This window comes from Streptomyces sp. NPDC059248 (assembly GCF_042753905.1).
Taxonomy (GTDB): Bacteria; Actinomycetota; Actinomycetes; order Streptomycetales; family Streptomycetaceae; genus Streptomyces.
Genome location: NZ_JBHYZV010000067.1, coordinates 18,080 through 41,664, shown reverse-complemented (window position 1 = coordinate 41,664; position 23,585 = coordinate 18,080). Strand labels below are relative to the sequence as shown.

Below are 23,585 nucleotides of genomic sequence, written 5' to 3'. Positions count from 1 at the left end.
TCACACCGACTTTTTATCAGGTTGGGGTGTCGGGGTTTTTTTTTATAGGCGCCGGGCCGCGCGCGTGGGGCCCCCCGGGGGGGGGGGGCGGAATATTCTGTTGTCGCCCCCCCCCGCACCGGTGGGGCCCTACGCGCGCTCAGTGACCGCCGTGCGCCTCGAAGCGCTTGTAGGACGCCTCGATCTCCGCCTCGGCCTCGGTCCGGCCCACCCAGTCCGCGCCTTCGACGGACTTGCCGGGCTCCAGGTCCTTGTAGACCTCGAAGAAGTGCTGGATCTCCAGGCGGTCGAACTCGGAGACGTGGTGGATGTCGCGAAGGTGCTCGACCCGCGGGTCGGACGCCGGGACGCACAGCAGCTTGTCGTCGCCGCCCGCCTCGTCCGTCATCCGGAACATGCCGATGGCACGGCACTTGATGAGGCAGCCCGGGAAGGTCGGCTCGTCCAGGATGACCAGCGCGTCCAGCGGGTCGCCGTCCTCGCCGAGGGTGTTCTCGACGAAGCCGTAGTCGGCCGGGTAGCTGGTCGAGGTGAAGAGCCGGCGGTCCAGGCGGATACGGCCCGTCTCGTGGTCGACCTCGTACTTGTTCCGCGAACCCTTCGGGATCTCGATGGTGACGTCGAACTCCACGGGTGGCTCCTCCATGATCAACACATACGTCAGGTACTCGGGGTGGTGCTGTGCCCTTCCGGGCGGTAAACCCCGGACCCCCAGTCGGCCGTCTGTCGCCGCCGTCCGGGGTGCCATGTTCGCGGCAAGACGCAGTTCTGGTGGTTAAGTGTCCCTCACGCAGGTGTGTGATCGCGAAAGGGGCTGGTGCGAGGTGCCGGACATCCGAACGTGGCAGCTCGCGACCGGTGCCGCGGCACTGGGACTGGCCCTGGCCGCCGGGGTGGTGACCGCGGCGGGACCGTGGGAATCCGGCCAGCGTACGGCGGAACGGAACCGGGCCGCCGCCGACCGCGCCGACGGCGGGGGCGGCGACCGGAGGCACCCCGACGCACCCGCGCCCGCGCCCAGCGCGCTCCCCGTGCTGCGCGCCATCGGCGCGTCCGCCGCGGCGGGGCGCGGGGAGGCCGCGGGCGAGGCCGGGGGTGGTACGGGCACCGGCACCGCCGCGCACGAGCTGGCCCGCAGGCTCGATCCGCTGGTACGCGACCCCGGCCTCGGGAAGTCGCCGGGGGTATCGGTCGTGGACCTGGGGACCGGGCGGGAACTGTACGCCCGGGAGCCGGGGCGGGCGATGATCCCGGCCTCCACGGTCAAGATCGCCACGGCCGCGGCGGCGCTGTCGGCCCTGGGCCCGTACCACCGGATCCCCACCACGGTCAGCGCGTCCTCCGGCGGCCGGAAGCTCACCCTGGTCGGCGGGGGCGACGCGACGCTCGACCGGAAGCGGCTGGCGACGCTCGCCGACCGCACGGCGGCGGATCTGCGCGGCCGCGGGGTCGCCCAGGTGACGCTGGCGTACGACACCTCCGCCTACCGGGGCCCCGACCTGCACCCCATCGGGGTGAACGGGAACATCGCCCGGGTCGTTCCGCTCATGGTCGACCAGGGGCGGGCCGACCCCCGCTCCACGGGCTCGGCCGACCGGGTCGGCGACCCGGCGGGGGAGGCGGCGCGGGCGTTCGGGGAACTGCTGGAGAAGCGGGGCGTCGAGGTCGCCGGATCCCCGGCGCCGGGCCGGCTGGCGAAGGGGGCGGAGCCGCTCGCCGAAGTGGTCTCGCCGCCGCTGTCGGACATGGTCGAGCGGATGCTCACCCGGTCCGACAACGACATCGCGGAGTCCCTGGCCCGGCAGACCGCGATCGTGCTCCGCGAGGAGCCGAGCTTCAAGGGCGCGGCACGGGCGGTGAAGCGGCAGCTGGGGACGGTCCTGAAGGTCCCGGTGGCCGGGGCGCGCCTCGCGGACGGCAGCGGACTCGACCGGGGCGCCCGGGTGGCGCCGCGCCTGCTGACGTCCCTGCTGGCCCGAGCGGCGGAACCCGCTCACCCGGGGCTGCGGCCGGTCCTCACGGGGCTCCCGGTCGGCGGCTTCACCGGCACGCTGGAGTCCCGGCTGACGGGGGCGTCGCCGGTGGGCGGGGTGCTGCGGGCCAAGACGGGGACCCTGACGGGGGTGAACGCGCTGTCGGGCACGGTGGTGACGCCCTCGGGCGGCCTGCTGGCCTTCGCCTTCCTGGCGAACGGCACCCCGTCCCCCGACGCCGCCCAACCGGCCCTCGACCGCCTCGCCGCATCCCTGACCCCCTGACCCCGGTCCCGCCGCCCGCCCGCGCGGTGCGTCCAGCCGTCCGACGCCGGTCCCGCCCGGCGGGTGCGGGTGTTCCACGGTCCGCGGACCGTAGTGGGCTTGTCGCGCAGTTCCCCGCGCCCCTAAAAGCACTCCCTGTGGGCCGGGCCTCGGAGAAGGCTCACGGGCAAGGTGTTTAGGGGCGCGGGGAACTGCGCGAACAACTACCGGCGGGCCGCGGCCGCCCGACAACCTCGTCCCGGCCGGGCGCCCTGCGCACCGCAGCCCCACCCCGGCGGGGACCGCCCGCCCCGGAGGGGCAACACGTACCGTGGAGCGCATGACGCGCATCGGTGGAACCGACATGGTCGACTGGAACCTCGCCGTGGCGACCGCGACCCGTTTCGTACGGCCCGGTCCGGATGTGAGCAAGGACGAGGCCCGTGCCGTCGTCGCCGAGCTCCGCCGGCACGCCAAGGCGTCCGAGGAACACGTCCGGGGGTTCACCCGGATGATCCCCCTGAGCCACGCGCCCGAGGACACCCCCGTCCTGGTCGTGGACCGGGCCGGCTGGATCCGGGCGAACGTCGCCGGGTTCCGGCAACTGCTGAAGCCCCTGCTGGAGAAGATGCAGGACCGCCGCCCCGGCGGCCCCACCGGCGCGGTGCTCGGCGCCGTCGGCGGCAAGGTGACCGGCGTGGAGCTGGGCATGCTGCTGTCGTTCCTGGCGTCCCGCGTCCTCGGCCAGTACGAGACCTTCGCCCCGCCGACCCGTGAACTCCCCGCGGGCAGCGGCGGCGGCCGGCTGCTCCTCGTCGCGCCGAACATCGTGCACGTCGAGCGCGAGCTGGAAGTCGATCCGCACGACTTCCGGCTCTGGGTCTGCCTGCACGAGGAGACGCACCGTACCCAGTTCACCGGCGTGCCGTGGCTGAGGGACCATCTGGAGGGCGAGATCCAGTCGTTCCTCGCGCAGACGGACGTCGACCCGATGACCGTGCTGGAGCGGCTCCGGGAGGCCGCCCAGTCGCTGGCGGGCGCCCGCCCCGAGGGCGAGGAGAACGAGGACGGCCGGTCCTTCGTCGAGCTGGTGCAGACACCCTCGCAGCGCGAGACCCTGGGCCGGCTGACCGCGGTGATGTCGCTGCTGGAGGGCCACGCGGACTTCGTGATGGACGGCGTGGGACCGTCCGTCGTACCGTCCGTCGCCGAGATCCGGGAGAAGTTCCAGCAGCGCCGGGCCCGCGGCGCGAGCAGACTGGACATGGCGCTGCGCAAGCTGCTGGGTCTCGACGCCAAGCTGCGCCAGTACCGGGACGGCGAGCGGTTCGTACGATCCGTGGTCCAGGAAGTCGGCATGGACGGCTTCAACAAGGTGTGGACCTCCCCGAACACCCTCCCCACCAAGGCGGAGATCGCCAAACCGGCGGACTGGGTCGCCCGGGTGCACCGGAAGCCGGAGTCGTGAGCGCGCCGGGGGCGTACGCCGTCAGGGGGCCGGGAGACGCCCCCTGGAGTGCACAGCATCACCCGTCCGAGGGACCGTAGGGCCAGGGTTAGGCGTGCAATGCTCGGGGAACGGCCCGCTTCTGTCACCATCGACGCACTCTGAGTGACGACATCTGAGCCGCCGAGCCAGCACGTCGCCCGGAGGCGCCCCAGAGGCAACCCCTCCCGTCATCCTCATTCACGAAGGGCACCGGATATGGGTCCCCATCCAGCGGTCGCGGCGATACGCCTGGCGGTCCGCCGCGTACTCCACGACATCCTGACCGAATACGCCGGACACACCGGACACACCGGAGCGGAGGTCGGCGCCACAGCCACCGCCGCCGCCACGGCCGGCCCCGGCACCGCGGCGGCCGGACGCGCCACCGCCCCCGGCACCCCGCCGGGCACCCCCCACGGCACGAACCCCGGCTCCTTCCCCACCCCCGGCTCTTTCCTCACCCCCGGCTCCTTCCCCGTCCCCGGAACGGCCTCCGCACCCGGAGCCCCCGCCGCCGGGACGGCCCTCCCCGCCCCCGGAGCCCCGGGCCCCCACACCGCTCGCGCCACCCATCCCGAGCTGCCCGTACGGCTCGGCCACCCCCCGGCCCCCGCCTCCCGCTTCCCCGACGCCCCCGTGCCGCGCCCCGTCGCGCCCGCCGCCGGGCAGCCCACCGCCACCGGCCCCCTCGTGCTCGTCGCCTGCTCCGGCGGGGCCGACTCGATGGCGCTCGCCTCCGCCCTCGCCTTCGAGGCCCGCAAACTCGACATCCGCGCCGGTGCCGTCGTCGTCGACCACGGCCTCCAGGAAGGCTCCGGGCCGCGCGCGGCCGAGGTCGCGAGCAGACTCGTCGCGATGGGCCTCGACCCCGTGGAGGCCGTCTCCGTCCGCGTCGGCCGCGACGGCGGACCCGAGGCCGCGGCCCGTGACGCGCGCTACGCCGCGCTCGACGCCGCCGCCGAACGCCACGGCGCCGTCGCCGTCCTGCTCGGCCACACCCGCGACGACCAGGCCGAAACCGTCCTGCTCGGGCTGGCCCGCGGCTCCGGCATCCGCTCCCTCTCCGGTATGGCGGCGGTCTCCGGCACCCACCGCCGCTACCGCCGCCCCTTCCTGGAACTCGACCGCCAGACCGCCCGTAAGGCGTGCATGGTCCAGTCGCTGCCCGTCTGGGACGACCCGCACAACGCCGACCCCGCCTACACCCGCTCCCGGCTGCGCCACGAGGGCCTCCCGGCGCTGGAGAAGGCGCTCGGCAAGGGCGTCGTCGAGGCCCTGGCCCGTACCGCCCAGCTCTCCCGCGACGACGCCGACGCCCTCGACACCTGGGCCGCCGACGCCGACGCCGCCGTACGGGACGAGTCCGGGGAACTGGAGTGCGCCAAGCTCTACGCGCTGCCGCCCGCCGTACGCCGCCGGGTGCTGCGCCGGGCCGCCATCGACGCCGGGTCGCCCGCCGGCTCGCTCTTCGCCCGCCATGTCGAGGAGGTCGACCGGCTGATCACCGGCTGGCGCGGCCAGGGGGCCATCAATCTGCCGGGCCGCGTCGAGGCGCGACGGCAGAGTGGCAGACTTGTCATTCGGCAAGGCTGACCAGGCCGAGGCGCCCCGGTGACGGAGACCGCCACCGGCCGCCTCCCCCTCCCGGCGAGAGAAAGCGACCGCGTGAACGAGAAGGACATGGGCACCGACCTCCAGTCGGTGCTCATCACCAAGGAAGAGATCGACGCGAAGCTGGCCGAGCTGGCGGCGAAGATCGACGCGGAGTACGCGGGCAAGGAACTGCTGCTCGTCGGTGTGCTCAAGGGCGCCGTGATGGTGATGGCGGATCTGGCCCGCACCCTGTCCAGCCCGGTCACGATGGACTGGATGGCGGTGTCGTCGTACGGCGCGGGCACCCAGTCCTCCGGTGTGGTCCGGATCCTCAAGGACCTCGACACCGACATCAAGGGCCGGCACGTCCTGATCGTCGAGGACATCATCGACTCCGGTCTGACCCTGTCCTGGCTGCTGTCGAACCTCGGCTCCCGCGAGCCCGCGTCGATCGAGGTCTGCACCCTGCTGCGTAAGCCGGATGCCGCAAAGGTCTCGATCGACGTCAAGTGGATCGGCTTCGACATCCCCAACGAGTTCGTCGTCGGCTACGGTCTCGACTACGCCGAGAAGTACCGCAACCTGCCGTTCGTCGGCACCCTCGCGCCGCACGTCTACGGCGGCTGAACCGTTCCGCCGGGCCCCTCGCGGGCCCTTCGGGTACGTACTCCCGGACGCTCCCGGATATCGGTCCGATACCGGTGGAATCCCGGCGGGAACCAACCGGCCCCTCGCGCCGTTGATGCGTGGGAGGGCGGGTTTGTCGCCGTACCGTGCGGTCACGGTTGTCAAGCTGAGGTACCGTCCGAAGAACAGTCTTTTCTCACAGCAGCACTTACCTACGGGCAGGAGGAACGGGGCGACACCGCCCCGTATGGATGGACGTGAAGCGATACTTCCGTGGGCCGGTCATGTGGATCGTGCTGGTCGTCCTTGCCGTGGTCGTGGTGATGCAGGTCGTCGGCTCTTCCGGCGGCTACAAGACGGTGGACACCGGCCAGGTCATTCAGGCGATCGACAAGAATCAGGTCGTACAGGTCAAGCTGACCACCGGCGACGACCAGATCATCAAGGCCGAGCTGAAGGACGGCCAGAAGATCAAGGGCAGCTCCAAGATCCAGGCGAGCTATATCGGCAGCCAGGGTGCCGATCTCGCCACGAAGCTGCAGGAGAAGTTCGAGGCGGGGGAGATCGAGAAGGGCTACACGGTCTCGCCCTCCAAGCAGAGCCCGTTCCTGTCGATCCTGCTCTCGCTGCTGCCGTTCGTACTGATCGTGCTGGTCTTCCTCTTCCTGATGAACCAGATGCAGGGCGGCGGCTCCCGAGTGATGAACTTCGGGAAGTCCAAGGCCAAGCTGATCACCAAGGACACCCCCAAGACGACCTTCGCCGACGTGGCGGGGTCCGACGAGGCGGTCGAGGAGCTCCACGAGATCAAGGAGTTCCTGCAGGAGCCGGCCAAGTTCCAGGCCGTCGGCGCCAAGATCCCCAAGGGTGTGCTGCTGTACGGCCCGCCCGGCACCGGCAAGACCCTGCTCGCCCGCGCCGTCGCGGGTGAGGCGGGCGTCCCCTTCTACTCGATCTCCGGCTCCGACTTCGTCGAGATGTTCGTCGGTGTCGGCGCCTCCCGGGTCCGCGACCTCTTCGAGCAGGCCAAGGCGAACGCTCCCGCGATCGTCTTCGTCGACGAGATCGACGCCGTCGGACGCCACCGCGGCGCCGGCCTCGGCGGCGGCCACGACGAGCGCGAGCAGACCCTCAACCAGCTGCTGGTCGAGATGGACGGCTTCGACGTGAAGGGCGGCGTCATCCTGATCGCCGCCACCAACCGGCCCGACATCCTCGACCCGGCGCTGCTGCGCCCGGGCCGCTTCGACCGGCAGATCGCCGTCGACCGCCCCGACATGCTGGGCCGTCTGGAGATCCTCAAGGTCCACCAGAAGGGCAAGCCGGTCGCCCCGGACGTCGACCTGGGCGCCGTCGCCCGTCGTACGCCCGGCTTCACCGGCGCCGACCTGTCGAACGTGCTGAACGAAGCCGCGCTGCTGACCGCGCGCAGCGACAAGAAGCTGATCGACAACCACTCGCTGGACGAGGCGATCGACCGGGTGGTCGCGGGCCCGCAGAAGCGGACCCGGATCATGTCGGACAAGGAGAAGAAGATCACCGCGTACCACGAGGGCGGACACGCCCTGGTCGCGGCGGCCTCGCCGAACTCCGACCCGGTCCACAAGATCACCATCCTGTCCCGCGGCCGGGCCCTCGGCTACACGATGGTCCTGCCGGACGAGGACAAGTACTCGACCACGCGGAACGAGATGCTCGACCAGCTGGCGTACATGCTGGGCGGACGCGCGGCGGAGGAACTGGTCTTCCACGACCCGACCACCGGCGCGGCCAACGACATCGAGAAGGCCACGGCCACCGCGCGCGCGATGGTCACGCAGTACGGCATGACCGAGCGCCTCGGCGCGATCAAGTTCGGCGGCGACAACACCGAGCCCTTCCTGGGCCGGGAGATGGGGCACCAGCGCGACTACTCGGAAGAGGTCGCGGCGCTCGTCGACGAAGAGGTCAAGAAGCTGATCGAGACCGCGCACAACGAGGCGTGGGAGATCCTCGTCGAGAACCGCGACGTCCTCGACGCCCTCGTGCTCCAGCTGCTGGAGCGGGAGACGCTCGGCAAGGAGGAGATCGCCGAGATCTTCGCCCCGATCGTCAGGCGCCCGGCCCGTCCCGCGTGGACCGGCTCGACGCACCGTACGCCCTCCACCCGTCCGCCGGTGCTCTCCCCCAAGGAGCTGGCCCTGACGAACACCAGCGGCGCGACGGGAGCCAATGGCACCCCCGCCCCGACGGACACCACCAAGGGCCCCGGCATCGAGGTGGCCCCGGAGGACCGCCCCGAGCCCAGCTGACACCCACGGGTGCGACCAGGATGTCTCCTGTGTCACACCGGTCCCGGGATGGCTGCCGCGTCCCCCCAGGTTCTAGCCTGGGGGGACGCGGCATTCGCACGACCGTGCGGAGTAAGAGGAACGAGGCACAGATGACCGACCCGGTGACCCTGAGCGGGGCGAACCCGATCGGCGAGTTCGACGAGAAGCGCGCGGAGAACGCGGTCCGCGAACTGCTCATCGCGGTCGGTGAGAACCCCGACCGGGAGGGCCTGCGGGAGACCCCGGCCCGAGTGGCACGGGCGTACCGCGAGATATTCGCGGGGCTCTGGCAGCAGCCCGAAGACGTCCTCACCACGACTTTCGACCTGGGCCACGACGAGATGGTGCTGGTCAAGGACATCGAGGTGATGAGCTCCTGCGAGCACCACCTGGTGCCGTTCGTGGGCGTCGCCCACGTCGGCTACATCCCCTCGACCGACGGCAAGATCACCGGCCTCTCCAAGCTGGCCCGCCTGGTCGACGTCTTCGCCCGCCGCCCCCAGGTCCAGGAGCGCCTCACCACCCAGATCGCCGACTCCCTGATGCAGATCCTGGAGCCGAGGGGTGTGATCGTGGTGGTCGAGTGCGAGCACATGTGCATGACGATGCGCGGGGTCCGCAAGCCCGGCGCCAAGACGATTACCTCTGCGGTTCGGGGGCAGCTCCGGGATCCCGCCACCCGCAACGAGGCCATGAGCCTGATCATGGCCAAGTAGCCGTCCTTCCCGTGGCCGGGGCCGGGACCGGACGCGTCCGGCGTCCACGGGTGTTCGTCGGGCCGCGGGCCGGTGGTCGGCTTGTCGCGCAGTTCCTCGCGCCCCTGGGTAGCCCGGCGTTCCGCACTGCGGAAGGCGGAGGTTTTTAGGGGCGCGGGGAACTGCGCGAGCAACCCAGGACGGCGTGCAGCCGACATACGACCCCGCCCGGGGGCACGGCGCCTGCCGCGGCGCGGGGTGCCCGGGGACCCGTGGTGAACCCACCGGCGGGGGAACCGCTACCGCTGCCTGCTCCGGGCACAGCGCCTAGCGGGAGGCGGCCAGGCCCTCCGGGTCGTCCGGGAGTTTGCAGACCCGCTCCAGGAAGAGGGCGGCCGCGATCACCGCGACCCCCGCGACCACGGCGGCTCCGGCGTAGATCGCCTGGTCCCGGCGGGCCGGGACGTCCAGGGACCCCAGGAGAAAGACCCCTACGCCCCCGTACATCCCACTGACCAGCGCCGTCACCAGCGCGCTCGCCTGCCCGAAGACCAGCGCCCGCGCGGCCATCAGCGGCTCCACGCCCTTCGCGCCCGGCCGCCGCTCGCGCTGGGCCTTGAGGCGGGCGCGCAGGGAGAGCGCCGTCGCGACGAGGACCACCGCGATGAGGCCCAGGACGATCGGCGCGGCCAGCGGCACCGCGGGCAGGGTGCCGAAGGAGTCCCACAGCCGGGCCGCCGCCCAGGACAGCACTCCGGCCCCGGCGAAGAGCCCGGCCAGCACCCCGAGGTGTAGCTGCTTCACCGGCCGCCCACGTCCTTCCGTCCGTTCGTCGTCGGTGCGCACGCGGTCGTCCGCGCGGCCCTCGCCACGAGCCTAACGACTATTCCGGCAGGCGGAGTTCCAGGTCGGCCCGGACGGCGACGCCGTCCCGTCCGACGGAGGCCAGCAGATCCGTGACCGCGCCCCGCCCCGGCAGCTCGGCCCCGGGGTCCACGTCGTGCCACGGCGCGAGCACGAAGGCCCGCTCATGGGCCCTGGGGTGGGGCAGCGTGAGCACGGGATCGGCGGAGACCACGTCCGCGTACGCCACGATGTCGACGTCGATGGTCCGCGGGCCCCACCGCTCGTCGCGGACGCGTTCGTACGCCTCCTCGATCGCCTGGCCCCGCTCCAGCAGGGACCGCGGCGGCAGGGTCGTCCGGACGACGACGACCGCGTTGAAGTACGACGGCTGGGAGTCGGGCTCGACGCCCCACGGCTCGGTCTCGTAGACGGGGGAGACCGCCTTGACCCGGACGCCGGGGGTGTCCTCCAGCGCGTCGACCGCGCCTTGGAGGGTCTCCAGGCGGTTGCCCAGATTGGACCCGAGGGCGATCACCGCGCGCCGGGGATTGGAGAGGGTGGTGTCCGCCGCGTCGACCTGCTCGACGACGGACGACGGCACGGGCTGCACCGTGGGGTCGCTCATGTCCTGCTCCGCCGGATCGTGATGGTGACGTCGTCGAAAGGCACGGTGATCGGCGCGTCCGGCTTGTGGACCACGACCTCCACCTCCTCGACGCCGTCGAACTTGAGGCAGGCCTGGGAGATCCGCTCGGCGAGCGTCTCGATGAGGTCCACGGGCTCGCCTTCGACGATCGCCACGACCTCTTCGGCCACGAGGCCGTAGTGGACGGTCTTCGCCAGGTCGTCGTCGGCCGCCGCGGGCCGGGTGTCGAGTCCGAGGACCAGATCGACGATGAAGGTCTGGCCCTCCTCCCGCTCCCGGGGGAAGACGCCGTGGTGCCCGCGGGCCTTGAGGCCGCGCAGCGCGACACGATCCACGCGAATCACTCCTGCTGTCCGTAATCGTCGGTCGGCCGCCGGGTCCGGGTGCCGGTCCTTCGGGCCGTCGGTCGTTCGTTGCGTCTGCTGCGTACTGCTGTCCCGGCGCGGCGGCACGGCCGCCGGTCCGCACATCCTTCGACGAGCCCGGCGGGCGCCTTCGCCCCCTGCGAATCTACCTGCGCCCACCGACACCGTTCGCGGACGGGTACCCCCCTGCGGTGTCCCGAAGCCGCCGGGGTCAGGATTCGGCCGACTCGGAGGCGGTGCCGTCCGTGAGCACCGGGGAGCCGTGGTGCGACCAGATCCGCCAGCCGTCGCCGGCCCGCCGGAACACCGTCGTGGCCACGACATGCGCTCCGACCAGCGCTCCGGGCTCGTCGGCGGGCTCCGCCGGGTCGCTGCTGAGGATGTTCTCGGTACAGGTGACGACCGCCGTGTCGACGGCGATCTCGACCCGGACGTCCGTGAGGAAGAACTGGATGTATTCGGTATGCGCCATGATCAGCGCGTACGAGCGGAGCACCTCGCCGCGCCCCGAGAGCACCGGCCAGCCCGGGTGGACGCAGGACACCCCGTCGTCGAGGAGCCACAGATCGTCCAGGGCCTCGGCGTCGGCCCGCTCCACGGCCTCGTAGAAGGCGGTATTGGCCGCGGTCACGGCCGCGATGTCGGCCGCCTCGGAGCCCGCGGCCCCGTCCGCCGTCCCGTCCCCGGCCCCGTCCGGGACGCCGTCCGCGGGGCTCACCGGGCGGCCCCGACGGCCCGCGCGACCCGTACGGCGTCCGCGGTGGCTCTCACCTCGTGCACCCGGACCGCCCAGGCGCCCTCGTACGCGGCGATCGCGGAGACCGCCGCCGTGGCCGCGTCCCGCTCCCGGGCGCGCGGCGGCAGGCCGTCCTCGGTGTCCAGGGCCAGTACATGGCCCAGGAACCGCTTGCGGGACGCGGCGACCAGCAGCGGGCGGCCCAGCTCGCGCAGGGCGTCGAGCCGGGCGACGAGCGCCAGGTCGTGGGCGGCGTCCTTGGCGAAGCCGAGCCCGGGGTCGAGCACGATCAGCTCCGGCGGTACGCCGCCGGCCACGACCGCCTCCATCCGGGTCCGCAGTTCGTCGACGACCTCGGTGACCACGTCCCCGTAAACGGCCCTGCTGTTCATGTCGTGGCTGAAGCCGCGCCAGTGCATGACCACGAAGGGGACCCCCGCGGCGGCCACCGCCGGGACCATCCCCGGGTCGGCGAGCCCGCCGCTGACATCGTTGACGAGTACGGCTCCGGCGGCGACGGCCCGGTCGGCGACCCTGGCCCGCATGGTGTCGACGGAGACCGTGACGCCCTCAGCGGCCAGCCCCCGGACGACGGGGACCACCCGCCGCAGCTCCTCCTCCTCGTCGACCCGGCTGGCACCGGGGCGGGTCGACTCGCCGCCGACGTCGACCAGGTCGGCACCGTCCGCGACCAGGTCTATGCCCCGTTTCACGGCGGCGGTGGTGTCGAACCAGCGCCCTCCGTCGGAGAAGGAGTCCGGGGTGACGTTCACGACGCCCATGACCGCGCAGCGGTCCCACTCCGGCAATCCACGCAACGTACTCATAGGGCCAGCGTAGGCCCGGCCTCCGGAACCGTGGCCGCTGGCCGGTCCCGGACCCGTATTTCTAAGCCGCCCGTCCCACCCCGGCCGTCGGCCGTGCGGTGACCGGGATCACATGGGTGCAGGGGCGCTCCGGGCGCGGGGGCCTGCGGGCCGCGAACGGGCGCGGCGGTCCCGGTGGGACGAAGCCCTCCGCCTGCATCGCGGCGAAGCCGATCCGCGGCAGGTCGCCCGACTTGCGGAAGACCACGAATCGGGGCTCCCAGCGGGGCTGGAACTTGGCGTTGAACTTGTACAGCGACTCGATCTGGAACCAGCGGGACAGGAACACCAGCAGTCCGCGCCAGGCCCGGAGCACCGGCCCCGCGCCGATCTTCTCGCCGCGGGCGAGCGCCGAGCGGAACATCGCGAAGTTGAGGGAGACCCGCCGGACGCCGAGGCCCGGCGCGGCCTGGAGCGCCGCCACGATCAGCAGCTCGTTCATCCCGGGGTCGGCCGAGCGGTCGCGCCGCATCAGCTCCAGGGACATTCCGTCCGTCCCCCAAGGCACGAAGTGGATGATCGCCTTCAGATCGCCGTACGGGGAGTCCTGGTCGTCCTTGTGGGCGGTGGCGATCACCGCGGCGCCGTCCCCCGGGTCGCCGATCCGGCCGAGCGCCATCGAGAAGCCGCGTTCGGTGTCCGTACCACGCCAGTCCTCGGCCGCCTTCCTGACCTGCGCCAGCTCCTTCTCGGACAGATCACGGACGCGCCGGACGCGGGTGGTGTAGCCGTTGCGCTCGATCCGCTTCACCATCTGGCGTACGTTGCGCATCGCGCGCCCGGAAAGGGAGAAATCCGGCACGTCCACCACGGCCTCGTCGCCGAGTTCCAGCGCGTCGAGCCCGGTCTCCCGGGTCCACACCTGGCCGCCGGTCTCGGAGCAGCCCATGACGGCGGGCGTCCACGAGTGGGCCTTCGCCTCGTCCATGAAGCGTTCGATCGCGCCCGGCCACGCCTCGACGTCGCCGATCGGGTCGCCGCTGGCGAGCATCACCCCGGACACCACCCGGTAGCAGACGGCGGCCTTGCCGCTGGGGGAGAAGACGACGCTCTTGTCGCGGCGGAGCGCGAAGTGGCCGAGGGAGTCCCGGGCGCCGTGCCGGTCGAGCAGCTCGCGGAGCCGGCGCTCGTCCTCCTCGGTGAGCCGGGCCGTGGGGTGCTCGGGCCGCATGGCGAAGTAGATGGTGGTGACGGCGGTCAGCAGGCCGAGCGCGCCGAGGGAGTAGCCGACGGTCCAGGAGTCGTCGCCGGTGTAGGCGATCGGGCCCTCGAAGCCGAAGAGCCCGTACAGGGTGTGCTCCAGCCGGTCGGCGAGGCCGGGGCTGCCGATCTCGTTGCCGGGGTGGGCGCTGACCACGACCAGGCCGAGACCGATCGATCCGGCGCTCATCACCACGAAGTTCGCCAGCGCCTTCCAGCGGCTGCGCGGATCGGGCAGGGCCGAGAACTGGGCCCTGTGCCGCAGCAGCAGCGCCAGGACGACCAGGGACACGACCACGCCGACGACCGATTCCCGGTACGCGTACTGGACGAACGCCCCGGCCGGCAGCAGGACCACCGCGGCCCGCCAGGCCCTCCGCTTGTGCCGCTTGAGGCCGTGGGCGAGCAGCAGGAGCAGGACGCCGACGCCGAGCGAGAGGGCGGCGGCGAAGGGTCCTGTCGCGCCCGGGAGGACCTCGACCAGGGCGTGGGCGTCGCTGTGCCGGAAGCGGGGGACGATCCCCGACGCGATGTCGATCAGTCCGACGAGGGTGCACGCCGTACCGACGACCGCGGGGACGGACTCCGGGCGCGGGCCGAGCGGTATCCGCCGTACGCCCTCCACCACCCGCCGTATTCGTCCTGTCTCTTCCTTCATGGCCCGTTCCCTCATCGCCGTTTCCGCCCCCGTTCCGGTCCCCGCGTCCCCGGTCGCGGTGATCCGGCCCGGAGTGTTCCGGGGTCGGTCGTTCCGGTTCGGTCCGTCCTGAAGCTGTGGTGCCGGACGGGGAACCGAAGGCGATTTATCACCATCTAGGGATACGGACATGGCAGTACTGTGCTCCGGTACTTCTCGTGTTTCGGTGTTTCTCGTGCTTCGCGAGACTTTCTTCCGCCGGTGAGCCGTTGGTCGGACGGCTCGGGCGATCCGCGCCCTGTAGGACGGAAGTCCTCCCGGCCGGGTTCCTTCCGGGCCGGGAAATCTGAACATTTCGCCGGTCCCGGCTGCCCGGGCCCCCGACAAGGAAGAGCCCTCCCATGGGTCTGACCAGTACGACCGTCCTGGTCCTGGCGGTCTGCGCGGCCGTCGTGCTTTTCTCGGTGACCATCTGGCAGTGGCCCCGGCTCGCGGGCCGGACCTGGCGCGCGGTCACCGGCCGGGTCGCCCTGCTCCTCGCCACCCAGCTGGCGATCTTCGCCTCCGTCGGCCTGGTGGCGAACAACGCGTTCCTCTTCTACGGATCCTGGGCCGACCTCTTCGGCAAGCAGCAGGACCTGGGAGTGGTCGTCGACCACTCGGCGGGCGGTAAGCGGATCAAGGTGATGGGCACCCAGCGGCTCGATGTGCCCGGGGGCGCCCGGCCGGAGAAGGGCGGCCAGATCCAGAAGATCGCCGTCGCCGGGGAGAAGTCGGAGATCAAGAGCCCGGCGTATGTCTATCTGCCGCCGGAGTACTTCCAGCCGCGGTACGCGAAGAAGCGCTTCCCGGCCGCGATCGTGCTCACCGGCTACCCCGGCACCGCGGAGAACCTGATCAAGGCGCTGAAGTATCCGCGGACCGCGTACGACCTGGCGGAGAAGGGGAAGATCCAGCCCATGGTCCTGGTCATGCTGCGGCCGACCGTCGCGCCGCCCCGGGACACCGAGTGCGTGGACATCCCCGGCGGGCCGCAGACCGAGACGTTCTTCGCCGACGATCTGCCCACCGCGGTCTCCCAGGTGTACCGAGTCGGGACCACCCCCGCGAACTGGGGCATCATCGGCAATTCCACCGGTGGCTACTGCGCCTTGAAGATCGCCCTCCACCACCCCGGCCGATTCGCCGCCGGAGCCGGTCTCTCGGCGTACTACGAGGCGGCCGAGGACCGGACGACCGGCGATCTGTTCCAGGGCGAGAAGGAGCTGCGCAAGCGCGCCGACCTGCTGTGGAGCCTGGACAACAAGCCGCCCGCGAAGACGTCCTTCCTGGTCACCTCGTCGAAGAAGGGCGAGCCCAATCTGAAGGACACCCTCCGCTTCATCGAGAAGGTGCGGGCCCCGGCCCGGGTGTCGTCGATCCTCCTGGACAGCGGCGGCCACAACTTCACCACCTGGCGGCGGGAGATCCCGCCGGCGCTGGAGTGGCTGAGCGGACGGCTGAAGCCGGCCTGACGCGGGTCGTACAGCCCCACTGGTACGGCCCGGGGCGCGTACGGCCTCGGACGTGTACGGCCCCGGGACTTTCCCCGGGGCCGTACGTACGCGTCCGGGGCCGGCTAAGCGCCGGGCCCGGGCGGCGGCTCCGGGAGCGCGTCGACGGACTCCAGATCGACCGCCGTACGCGGGATGTCCCGGCCGTCCGCGTCGATGGAGCGGCGCAGCGCCTCGTGCAGCCTCGCCGGGGTCAGCACCCCGAGGAAACGTCCCTCCGACTCCTTGTCGATCACCGCGATCCAGCCCGCGTCGTGCTGGAGCATGGTGGCGAACGCCTGCTTGAGGGACGCGCCCAGCGGAAGCCACGCCTCCATCCGGCGGGCGTGGTCCCGTACGGTGCCCCGGGCGTCGGACGGGCCGGTTCCGGCGGGGTCCGCCGGGATCCAGCCGTGCAGATCGCCGGCGCCGTCGAGGACGACGGCCCAGCGCGCGCCCAGGTCGCGGGGGAACGGGTCGTCGAGCCGGACCACCGGGGGCTGCTCCAGATCGCCCTCCTCGATCGGGGTGACGGAGAGCCGCTTCAGACCGCGGTCGGCGCCGACGAAATCGGCGACGTACGGGGTCGCGGGCGCGCCCAGGACCGCGGCGGGCGCGTCGAACTGCTCGATGCGCCCCTGGCCGTAGACGGCGATACGGTCCCCGAGGCGGACCGCCTCCTCGATGTCGTGCGTCACGAACAGCACCGTCTTGCGGACCTGCGACTGGAGGCGCAGGAACTCGTTCTGGAGCCGCTCGCGCACCACCGGGTCGACGGCGCCGAACGGCTCGTCCATCAGCAGGACCGGCGGATCGGCGGCGAGCGCGCGGGCCACCCCGACGCGCTGGCGCTGGCCGCCGGAGAGCTGGTCGGGGTAGCGGTCGCCGTGGACGGCGGGGTCGAGCCCGACGAGGTCGAGGAGTTCGGCGGCCCGGGCCCGGGCCTTCTTGCGGGACCAGTTGAGCAGATGGGGCACGGTCGCGGTGTTGTCGAGGACCGTCTTGTGCGGGAAGAGGCCCACCTGCTGGATGACATAGCCGATCCGGCGCCGCAGTTTCACCGGGTCGATCGTGGATATGTCCTCGCCGTCGAGGAGTATGCGTCCGGACGTCGGCTCGATGAGCCGGTTCACTATCTTCATGGTGGTCGTCTTGCCGCAGCCGGACGGGCCGACGAGCGTGATCAGTTCGCCCTCGTTCACCTCGAACGACAGATCGTCGACGGCCGTCGTGCCGTCCGGATAGCGCTTGGTGACCTGCTCGAAACGGATCATGGTTCCCCATTGTGACGGGTGCTGTGTGAAGCCCATGTTGCCGCCGGATGGCATGCCGGGGCGATTGTCAGTGGTGGGGGTTAGGGTCGTTTCCGGGCAGTAGACATAGGTTCGGTGCGGGCGGGGGAGGTGCGGGAGCATGACTATCGGCATGGCCGCGGCGCAGAGCTGTCTGGCGGCCAATGACTGGATCTGCGGGGAGTATCTCCGCACCCGGAGCCAGGAGCTGACGGACGCCACGGTCGAACATCTGTGGATCACCGTCGTCTCGGTGCTCCTCGGTCTCGCGGTCGCCTTCCCGCTCGCCCTGCTGGCCCGGGTGAAGCCCGTCTTCACCGGCCCCGTCCTCGGTCTGACGACCCTGCTGTACACGATTCCGTCGCTCGCGATGTTCTCGCTGCTGCTGCCGGTCTTCGGGCTCTCGTCCGCCCTCGTCGTCACCGGCCTGGTGCTGTACTCGCTGACGATCCTGGTGCGGAACATCCTGGCCGGGCTCGCCGCCGTGCCCGCCGAAGCCCGGGAGGCCGCCCGGGGGATGGGGTACGGGCCGGGGCGGCTGCTCTGGGAGGTGGAACTCCCCCTGGCGATACCGGCGCTGATGGCCGGAGTGCGGATGGCCACGGTGTCGACGATCGCGCTGACGACCGTCGGAGCCCTGGTCGGCAAGGGCGGCCTGGGCAATCTCATCGACGAGGGCGTGCAGTCCACCTTTAAGGCCCAGGTGCTCACCGCGTCGGTGCTGTGCGTGCTGCTCGCCGTCGCCGCGGATCTGCTGCTGCTGGGAATCCAGCGGCTGATCACGCCGTGGACGAGGAGTCCGCGGGCCCGCCGCCGCATACCGGTGATGGCGGGGGAGGGGGTCTGATGGGGGTCGTGGCCGACGCCTGGACCTGGCTCACCACCGCGTCCAACTGGTCCGGCGAAAGCGGTGTGTGGAACCGGCTCGGTGAGCATGTCTACGTCAGCGGGGTGGCCCTCGCGGTCGCCTGCGCCATCGCCCTGCCGATCGCCTTCCGGCTCGGACACATCGGCCGCGGCGGAGCGCTCGCGGTCAATCTCTCCAATGTCGGACGGGCGATCCCGGTCTTCGCGGTGCTGGCGCTGCTGATGCTCACACCGCTGAGGAGCGAGGGCTATCTGCCGACCATCATCGCCCTGGTGCTCTTCGCCGTGCCGCCGCTGCTGACCAACGCCTATGTCGGGATGCGGGAGGTGGACCGGGCGGTCGTGGAGGCGGCGCGCGGGATGGGGATGTCCGGGGCGCAGCTCTTCCGCCGGGTCGAGCTGCCGCTGGCCTATCCCCTGCTGATGACCGGGATACGGTCGGCCGCCGTGCAGGTGGTCGCCACCGCCACCATCGCGTCCATGGTCGGACAGGGGGGCCTCGGCCGGATCATCACCGCCGGATTCAATACGTACAACACCCCCCAGGTCGTGGCCGGCGCGCTGCTCGCGGCGTCGCTCGCCCTGGTCGTGGAGGGGGTGCTCGTCGCCGTGGACCGGCTGGTCGACCCGGGTGCCGCGCGCCGCCGTGCCCGGCGGGCCGCGGGCCGTCCGGCCCCGGTAGGCGCGGGCGTCTGAGCCGGACCGGCCCGCGAGCGAGCCCGCCGAGCCGCGCGTCCCGTCCGGGCCGCGGTCCGTTCGAACGGAGAACAACCATGTCCCTGAAGCCCACGAAGTCCATGAAGCCCATGAGGTCCAAGCCTTTCCGTACCGCCGTCGGCGCGCTGTCGGCGCTCGCCCTCGCGGGCACCCTCGCCGCCTGCGGGGGCGGCGACAGTCTGGAGAAGTCGAAGGACGGTTCGGGCTCCGGCGGCGGTTCGGGCGGAAAGGGATCCCTCGTCGTCGGGTCCGCCGCGTTCACCGAGTCGAAGATCCTGGCCGAGCTGTACGCGCAACTCCTCGCGGACGAGGGTTATAAGACGTCCGTCACCACGGTGAAGAACCGGGAGCTGTACGAACCATCGCTGGAGAAGGGCGACATCGACATCGTCCCGGAATACGCGGCGACCCTCGCCGAATTCCTCAACGCCAAGGTGAACGGGCCGAAGGCGCCGGAGGAGAAGCCGGTCGCGTCCAGCGATGTCGCGGCCACCGTCGCCGCCCTCACGAAGCTCGCCGAGCCGCGCGGTCTGAAGGTGCTCCCGGCGGGCGGAGCGGTCGACCAGAACGCCTTCGCCGTGAGTAAGGAATTCGCGGCGAAGAACAACCTCAAGACCCTTTCCGACCTGGGCCGGGCGAAGCTGGGTGTCAGGATCGCGGCCGGTGACGAGTGCGAGGTACGGCCCTTCTGCGCACCCGGGCTGAAGAAGACGTACGGCATCGACGTCACCGGTCTCGACCCCAAGGGCGTCGGCACCCCGCAGTCCAAGCAGGCGGTGAAGGACGGCGACGCGCAACTCGTCCTCACCACCACGACCGACGCCGTGATGGACGGTCTGGTCTTCCTGGAGGACGACAAGAAGCTCCAGAACGCGGACAACGTGCTTCCCGTGGTGAACGCGAAGGACGCGGGCGACCCCGCGATAGCCGCCGCCCTCGACCGGCTCACCAAGGTCCTCACTACCGAGGACCTGGCCGCCTTGAACCGCAAGGTGGACTCGGAGCGGGCCAAGCCCGGGGACGTGGCGAAGGACTATCTCCGGTCCAAGGCGCTGCTGAAGAAGTAGCCATGGGGCGGACAAGATACCCGGGGCATCACAAGTCCCGGGTATCCCGCCCGTAACGCCGTAAGCGGTGAAGTGCCGTGAAGTGCCGTGAGTGCCGTGGAGGAGAGGTGAAGAAGCGGCAACCGTCGGAACGGAGTGCCGTAACGAAACGGCGGAACGGAACGCTGTGCGGCGGCGGAGTTCGGATGGCCCCGGCCGGCGCCTACCGTCGAATCGTGGGCGGACGGCCGCCGATCGGCCTTAGTCGCGGGATATTTGTCCACCCCGCCATCCCATTCCCGGTCTACGCACGGTAAATTTCGGGCCATGCCCCGTGGACGTCACCGCCATTCCCCTCCCCTGCACAGGCTGCTGCTGCCGTCGGCGGTGGCCGGAGCGTCGGTATTGAGCGCCGCAGCCGCGTGGTTGCTCACCGAACCGGTGCTGCTGCGGTCTTTGACCGCGGTCGCCGCTGCCGCCGCCGTGACCGGGGCGGTGCTGATGCGCAGTTGGGACCGGGCGGCGGGCCGCCGGGTCGCCGATCTCACCCGGGGCCGGGCGGGTGACGCCTGGCGCAGTGAGGAGCGAATAGCCGAGCTGGAGTCCGAGGCGGAGGACGGCCGCGAGCGGCGGGCCAAGCTGGAGACCAAGCTCCGGGCCAAGCGCGTCGAGCTGGCCAAGCTGCGCAATGAGCACGCCGATCTGCTGCGCCGGTACGCGGCGGCGGAGACCGGCCGCGCCAGTGCGCTGGAGGGCCGTCGGCAGCTGGTGGTCGAGACGGCGGCGCCGTCGGCGTCCAAGGCGCTGTCGGCTGTGGGCGCGGCGCCGACGCCCGCGATGTATCTGCGCGCGGCCAAGGCGCTGGACGCGCTCGTCCGGGACGCGGCGGAGACCGAGCGCACCTTGCAGACCTCGGGGACGACGGACGGCAAGAGCCCCGGCAAGGCAAAAAAGAAGACCGATAAGCCGGACGGCGGCGGTGGACCGGGCGGCGGGAACGACGGTGGACCGGGCGGCGGCAAGGCCGCGGCCGGAGCCGGAGCCGCCGAGCCCCCCGTCACGACGGACTCCCCGGCCGCCGACGCCGGGCCGAGGGCCCTGCCCCCCGCCCCCGCCGGGCCGACCGTACGGGCCATCGGCACGGGACCGGTCGGCACGGGACCGGCCGCCCTGGCGCCCGCCGCGATCGTCCCGTACGGCCCGCGCCGTACACCGGGCACCCCGGTACGGCGCCCCGAGGGCGGCTTCGACTTCTTCGGCACCGCCGCCCCGGGGCACCGTCCCCCGGACGCCGGGGAGCGCGACGGTTCGCCCGAGGACCGGGCGATCGCGGCGGCGCACGCCGAGGATCTCGCGGACGTCGTCGGCGAGGAGGCACTCGCCGAGCACGAGCAGCGCACCGGCGCCCCGGTCGCGGCCCCGGCCCAGGCCCCGACCCTCGCCCCGGCCCCGGTCGCGGGCGAGGTCATCGATCTGACCGCCCACGACGAGACCGAGAAGCTCGACATGTCCGGCCTGCGCGACGCGCTCAGCTCGTAACCCCCGGGCCGTATCGGCGGTACGCCGCCCGGCTCCTCCCGGAGCCGGGCGGTGCCGTTTCCCGGGCGCGGCCCGTCGCTATTTGTCGATGTCGCCGACGACGAAGAACAGCGACCCCAGGATCGCCACCATGTCCGCGACGAGCGTGTTCGGCAGCAGCACGGCCAGGGCCTGGATGTTGTTGTACGACGCCGAGCGCAGCTTGAGCCGGTAGGGCGTCTTCTCGCCCTTCGATACCAGGTAGTACCCGTTGATCCCGAGCGGGTTCTCCGTCCAGGCGTACGTATGGCCCTCGGGCGCCTTCAGCACCTTCGGCAGCCGCTGGTTGACCGGCCCCCGCGGCAGGTCCGCCAGCCGGTCGAGGCAGGCGTCGGCGAGGTCGAGGGAGTTGTGGGTCTGCTCCAGCAGCACCTCGAAGCGGGCCAGGCAGTCGCCCTCGGGCCGGGTCACCACCTTCAGGACGTCGCCCAACTCCCCGTACGCCAGATACGGCTCGTCCCGCCGCAGATCGAAGTCGACGCCGGATGCGCGGGCGATGGGCCCGCTGACCCCGTACGCGTGGACCGCCTCCGGGCTCAGGACGCCGATGTCGCGGGTCCGGCCCCGGAAGATCTCGTTGCCGAGGACCAGCCGGTCGTAGACGTCCATCCGCGACCGCGCCCCCGCCACCGCCTGCCGGACCCGGCCGAGCCAGCCCGCGGGGAGGTCCTCCTTCAGCCCGCCGACCCGGTTGAACATGTAGTGCATCCGGCCGCCGGAGACCTCCTCCATGACGGCCTGCAACTCCTCGCGCTCCCGGAAGGCGTGGAAAATCGGGGTGATCCCGCCCAGCTCCAGCGGATAGGAGCCGAGGAACATCAGATGGTTCAGCACCCGGTTCAACTCGGCGAGCAGGGTCCGGATCCAGACCGCGCGCTCCGGTACCTCCATGCCGAGCATCCGCTCGACGGCCATCACCACGCCCAGCTCGTTGGAGAACGCGGAGAGCCAGTCGTGACGGTTGGCGAGCATGATGATCTGCCGGTAGTCCCGGGCCTCGAAGAGCTTCTCCGCGCCCCGGTGCATATAGCCGACGACGGGCTCGGCCTGCCGGATGATCTCCCCGTCCAGCACCAGGCGGAGCCGGAGCACGCCGTGGGTCGACGGGTGCTGGGGTCCGATGTTGAGCACCATGTCGGTACTGTCCGCGGCCCCGCCGAGGCTGAACGTGGTCTCCGTCATGGGCTCAGTATCCCCCGGACCCGGTCGGCCACCGGTGGGTCCCCGGAGCTTCCCGTCCCGTCCGGTCCGGCTTCCGGTCCGCCCGTTGTCACGCGCCCGCCGTCACGGGCTGCCGCAGCCAGAGGAAGTCGCCCAGACCGCCGCGGGCGAGCAGTTCTGCCGCCTCCCCGGCCGCCGACAGCGCCCGCAGATAGGCCGCCGGGTCGGACGAGGCCAGCGCCAGGGGCGGCCGGCCGGCCGCGACCCCCAGCCCGGTGAGGGCCTCCCGCTGGGTGGTGAGCGTCGCGCCCGGCAGCGCGCAGGCGTCCCGGCAGGCGTCCATGGCGACATGGGAGGTCAGATCCCGCCCGCCGTCGGGGACCGGTGGCACCTCGCGCCCGCCGCGGAACCCGGTGAGGGTGCCGTACGGGGGCCGGGACCCGGAGGTGTGCCCGTAGTCGACGGCGACCGCGAGCCCGGCCCGCAGCCCCGCGACGGCCGCCGCCCACGCCTCGTCGCGGGGCCGGCCGATCTCGGCCCGGGTCCCGGGCTCCGACAGGGGCCACCAGCGGTCGAGCCACTCGGCGTCCCGGCCGGTCACGGGCGGCCCGAGGCGTTCGGTGCCGTCGGGTTCGACGAGAACCAGACGCGGTACGCCCCCGGCGTCGGTCTCGGCGACGTCAACGGGCACGTTGTCCAGCCACTCGTTCGCGAACAGGAGCCCGCTGACACCCGCGGGCGGGGTCGCCACCCAGGCGATCCGGGGATCGAGCCCGGCGGGGCGGGGCGCGCGCTCGACGGCGTAGGCCCGTACCGCGAAACCCTCGGGGAGGGCCGCGAGCACGCCCGTGACCAGCTCACCGCGGCCCGCGCCCAGATCGACGAAGGCGGGCACACCGGAACCGGAACCGGAACCGAGGCCGAGCCCGTCGGCCGTCGCGACCAGTAGCCGGGCGACGGCGGCGGCGAAAAGAGGTGAGGCGTGGACAGACGTACGGAAATGTCCCGCCGGGCCCTCGGGCCGCAGATAGAAGCCGCCGGATCCGTACAGGGCGCGCTCCGTGGCCTCGCGCCAGCCGGTCGCCTCATCCCCGCCGGGTGCGTCGCCGGGGCACTTCTCATCCCCTTCCTCGCGCCCCTCAT

General features: G+C 72.0%; 21 protein-coding genes. 11 read left to right on the top strand and 10 right to left on the bottom strand.

What is annotated here, in order from left to right:
- Positions 1-139: 139 nt before the first annotated feature.
- On the bottom strand, positions 140-631 hold the full coding sequence (locus tag ACFXG1_RS25355; RefSeq protein WP_006347521.1) for an inorganic diphosphatase: 492 nt from the start codon (positions 629-631) through the stop codon (positions 140-142).
- Positions 632-824: 193 nt separating this feature from the next.
- Between ACFXG1_RS25355 and dacB the strand changes: the two genes are divergently transcribed.
- From dacB to folE, 6 genes are all read left to right on the top strand, one after another.
- A complete protein-coding gene (gene dacB, locus ACFXG1_RS25350; protein WP_384744649.1) occupies positions 825-2,258 on the top strand; it encodes a D-alanyl-D-alanine carboxypeptidase/D-alanyl-D-alanine-endopeptidase in 1,434 nt (477 codons plus the stop codon).
- Positions 2,259-2,577: 319 nt separating this feature from the next.
- Positions 2,578-3,705 (top strand): zinc-dependent metalloprotease, encoded by a 1,128-nt coding sequence (locus ACFXG1_RS25345; protein WP_384718418.1) that lies wholly within the window; start codon positions 2,578-2,580, stop codon positions 3,703-3,705.
- A 237-nt stretch (positions 3,706-3,942) separates the two neighbouring features.
- The gene (gene tilS, locus ACFXG1_RS25340) at positions 3,943-5,319 is read left to right on the top strand and encodes a tRNA lysidine(34) synthetase TilS (RefSeq protein ID WP_384718420.1); all 1,377 of its coding nucleotides are present in this window, start codon (positions 3,943-3,945) and stop codon (positions 5,317-5,319) included.
- Between the two features lie 87 nt (positions 5,320-5,406).
- The gene (gene hpt / locus ACFXG1_RS25335) at positions 5,407-5,946 is read left to right on the top strand and encodes a hypoxanthine phosphoribosyltransferase (protein WP_384718424.1); all 540 of its coding nucleotides are present in this window, start codon (positions 5,407-5,409) and stop codon (positions 5,944-5,946) included.
- A 251-nt stretch (positions 5,947-6,197) separates the two neighbouring features.
- Positions 6,198-8,237 carry an ATP-dependent zinc metalloprotease FtsH gene (gene ftsH, locus ACFXG1_RS25330; protein ID WP_384744646.1) on the top strand — a complete coding sequence of 680 codons (2,040 nt, stop codon included), beginning with the start codon at positions 6,198-6,200 and terminating at the stop codon, positions 8,235-8,237.
- 131 nt (positions 8,238-8,368) lie between these two features.
- Complete coding sequence (gene folE, locus ACFXG1_RS25325) at positions 8,369-8,974, top strand: GTP cyclohydrolase I FolE (RefSeq protein WP_384711051.1); 606 nt, start codon at positions 8,369-8,371, stop codon at positions 8,972-8,974.
- A 306-nt stretch (positions 8,975-9,280) separates the two neighbouring features.
- On the opposite strand, the gene ACFXG1_RS25320 is transcribed toward folE, so the two are convergent.
- From ACFXG1_RS25320 to ACFXG1_RS25295, 6 genes are all read right to left on the bottom strand, one after another.
- On the bottom strand, positions 9,281-9,757 hold the full coding sequence (locus ACFXG1_RS25320) for a DUF3180 domain-containing protein (RefSeq protein WP_384711048.1): 477 nt from the start codon (positions 9,755-9,757) through the stop codon (positions 9,281-9,283).
- Positions 9,758-9,836: 79 nt separating this feature from the next.
- On the bottom strand, positions 9,837-10,424 hold the full coding sequence (gene folK, locus ACFXG1_RS25315; protein ID WP_384711045.1) for a 2-amino-4-hydroxy-6-hydroxymethyldihydropteridine diphosphokinase: 588 nt from the start codon (positions 10,422-10,424) through the stop codon (positions 9,837-9,839).
- Positions 10,421-10,780 carry a dihydroneopterin aldolase gene (gene folB, locus ACFXG1_RS25310; RefSeq protein WP_384711042.1) on the bottom strand — a complete coding sequence of 120 codons (360 nt, stop codon included), beginning with the start codon at positions 10,778-10,780 and terminating at the stop codon, positions 10,421-10,423. Before folB ends, folK begins: the two co-directional genes overlap by 4 nt.
- Before the next feature lie 241 nt (positions 10,781-11,021).
- The gene (locus tag ACFXG1_RS25305) at positions 11,022-11,450 is read right to left on the bottom strand and encodes a nuclear transport factor 2 family protein (RefSeq protein WP_384711057.1); all 429 of its coding nucleotides are present in this window, start codon (positions 11,448-11,450) and stop codon (positions 11,022-11,024) included.
- Between the two features lie 74 nt (positions 11,451-11,524).
- Positions 11,525-12,373, bottom strand: a complete 849-nt coding sequence (gene folP / locus ACFXG1_RS25300; protein WP_384711039.1) for a dihydropteroate synthase — start codon at positions 12,371-12,373, stop codon at positions 11,525-11,527.
- A 61-nt stretch (positions 12,374-12,434) separates the two neighbouring features.
- A complete protein-coding gene (locus ACFXG1_RS25295) occupies positions 12,435-14,270 on the bottom strand; it encodes a phosphatidylglycerol lysyltransferase domain-containing protein (RefSeq protein WP_384711036.1) in 1,836 nt (611 codons plus the stop codon).
- Positions 14,271-14,650: 380 nt separating this feature from the next.
- Between ACFXG1_RS25295 and ACFXG1_RS25290 the strand changes: the two genes are divergently transcribed.
- On the top strand, positions 14,651-15,763 hold the full coding sequence (locus ACFXG1_RS25290; protein WP_384711032.1) for an alpha/beta hydrolase: 1,113 nt from the start codon (positions 14,651-14,653) through the stop codon (positions 15,761-15,763).
- A 104-nt stretch (positions 15,764-15,867) separates the two neighbouring features.
- On the opposite strand, the gene ACFXG1_RS25285 is transcribed toward ACFXG1_RS25290, so the two are convergent.
- Positions 15,868-17,055, bottom strand: a complete 1,188-nt coding sequence (locus tag ACFXG1_RS25285; RefSeq protein WP_384744642.1) for an ABC transporter ATP-binding protein — start codon at positions 17,053-17,055, stop codon at positions 15,868-15,870.
- 139 nt (positions 17,056-17,194) lie between these two features.
- On the opposite strand from ACFXG1_RS25285, the gene ACFXG1_RS25280 reads away from it, so the two are divergent.
- The 4 genes from ACFXG1_RS25280 to ACFXG1_RS25265 all read left to right on the top strand — a co-directional run bounded on the left by ACFXG1_RS25280 (position 17,195) and on the right by ACFXG1_RS25265 (position 21,242).
- The gene (locus tag ACFXG1_RS25280) at positions 17,195-17,920 is read left to right on the top strand and encodes an ABC transporter permease (protein WP_384711026.1); all 726 of its coding nucleotides are present in this window, start codon (positions 17,195-17,197) and stop codon (positions 17,918-17,920) included.
- Entirely contained in the window at positions 17,920-18,636 is a 717-nt protein-coding gene (locus ACFXG1_RS25275) for an ABC transporter permease (RefSeq protein ID WP_384711023.1), read from the top strand. Before ACFXG1_RS25280 ends, ACFXG1_RS25275 begins: the two co-directional genes overlap by 1 nt.
- A gap of 101 nt (positions 18,637-18,737) precedes the next feature.
- Complete coding sequence (locus tag ACFXG1_RS25270) at positions 18,738-19,724, top strand: ABC transporter substrate-binding protein (RefSeq protein WP_384711054.1); 987 nt, start codon at positions 18,738-18,740, stop codon at positions 19,722-19,724.
- A 306-nt stretch (positions 19,725-20,030) separates the two neighbouring features.
- Positions 20,031-21,242, top strand: a complete 1,212-nt coding sequence (locus ACFXG1_RS25265) for a hypothetical protein (RefSeq protein WP_384711019.1) — start codon at positions 20,031-20,033, stop codon at positions 21,240-21,242.
- A gap of 78 nt (positions 21,243-21,320) precedes the next feature.
- On the opposite strand, the gene ACFXG1_RS25260 is transcribed toward ACFXG1_RS25265, so the two are convergent.
- Both ACFXG1_RS25260 and ACFXG1_RS25255 read right to left on the bottom strand, forming a co-directional pair.
- Complete coding sequence (locus ACFXG1_RS25260) at positions 21,321-22,463, bottom strand: NADH-quinone oxidoreductase subunit D (RefSeq protein WP_384744639.1); 1,143 nt, start codon at positions 22,461-22,463, stop codon at positions 21,321-21,323.
- 88 nt (positions 22,464-22,551) lie between these two features.
- Positions 22,552-23,493, bottom strand: a complete 942-nt coding sequence (locus ACFXG1_RS25255) for an SAM-dependent methyltransferase (protein WP_384744656.1) — start codon at positions 23,491-23,493, stop codon at positions 22,552-22,554.
- Between the last annotated feature and the right edge of the window lie 92 nt (positions 23,494-23,585).

Coding starts and splice junctions, on each gene's coding strand:
- ACFXG1_RS25345 (WP_384718418.1), top strand. CDS start 2,578: ATGACGCGCATCGGTGGAACCGACATGGTCGACTGGAACCTCGCCGTG.
- tilS (WP_384718420.1), top strand. CDS start 3,943: ATGGGTCCCCATCCAGCGGTCGCGGCGATACGCCTGGCGGTCCGCCGC.
- hpt (WP_384718424.1), top strand. CDS start 5,407: ATGGGCACCGACCTCCAGTCGGTGCTCATCACCAAGGAAGAGATCGAC.
- ftsH (WP_384744646.1), top strand. CDS start 6,198: ATGGACGTGAAGCGATACTTCCGTGGGCCGGTCATGTGGATCGTGCTG.
- folE (WP_384711051.1), top strand. CDS start 8,369: ATGACCGACCCGGTGACCCTGAGCGGGGCGAACCCGATCGGCGAGTTC.
- folK (WP_384711045.1), bottom strand. CDS start 10,424: ATGAGCGACCCCACGGTGCAGCCCGTGCCGTCGTCCGTCGTCGAGCAG.
- folP (WP_384711039.1), bottom strand. CDS start 12,373: ATGAGTACGTTGCGTGGATTGCCGGAGTGGGACCGCTGCGCGGTCATG.
- ACFXG1_RS25295 (WP_384711036.1), bottom strand. CDS start 14,270: ATGAAGGAAGAGACAGGACGAATACGGCGGGTGGTGGAGGGCGTACGG.
- ACFXG1_RS25290 (WP_384711032.1), top strand. CDS start 14,651: ATGGGTCTGACCAGTACGACCGTCCTGGTCCTGGCGGTCTGCGCGGCC.
- ACFXG1_RS25285 (WP_384744642.1), bottom strand. CDS start 17,055: ATGATCCGTTTCGAGCAGGTCACCAAGCGCTATCCGGACGGCACGACG.
- ACFXG1_RS25280 (WP_384711026.1), top strand. CDS start 17,195: ATGACTATCGGCATGGCCGCGGCGCAGAGCTGTCTGGCGGCCAATGAC.
- ACFXG1_RS25275 (WP_384711023.1), top strand. CDS start 17,920: ATGGGGGTCGTGGCCGACGCCTGGACCTGGCTCACCACCGCGTCCAAC.
- ACFXG1_RS25270 (WP_384711054.1), top strand. CDS start 18,738: ATGAAGCCCATGAGGTCCAAGCCTTTCCGTACCGCCGTCGGCGCGCTG.
- ACFXG1_RS25265 (WP_384711019.1), top strand. CDS start 20,031: ATGCCCCGTGGACGTCACCGCCATTCCCCTCCCCTGCACAGGCTGCTG.
- ACFXG1_RS25260 (WP_384744639.1), bottom strand. CDS start 22,463: ATGACGGAGACCACGTTCAGCCTCGGCGGGGCCGCGGACAGTACCGAC.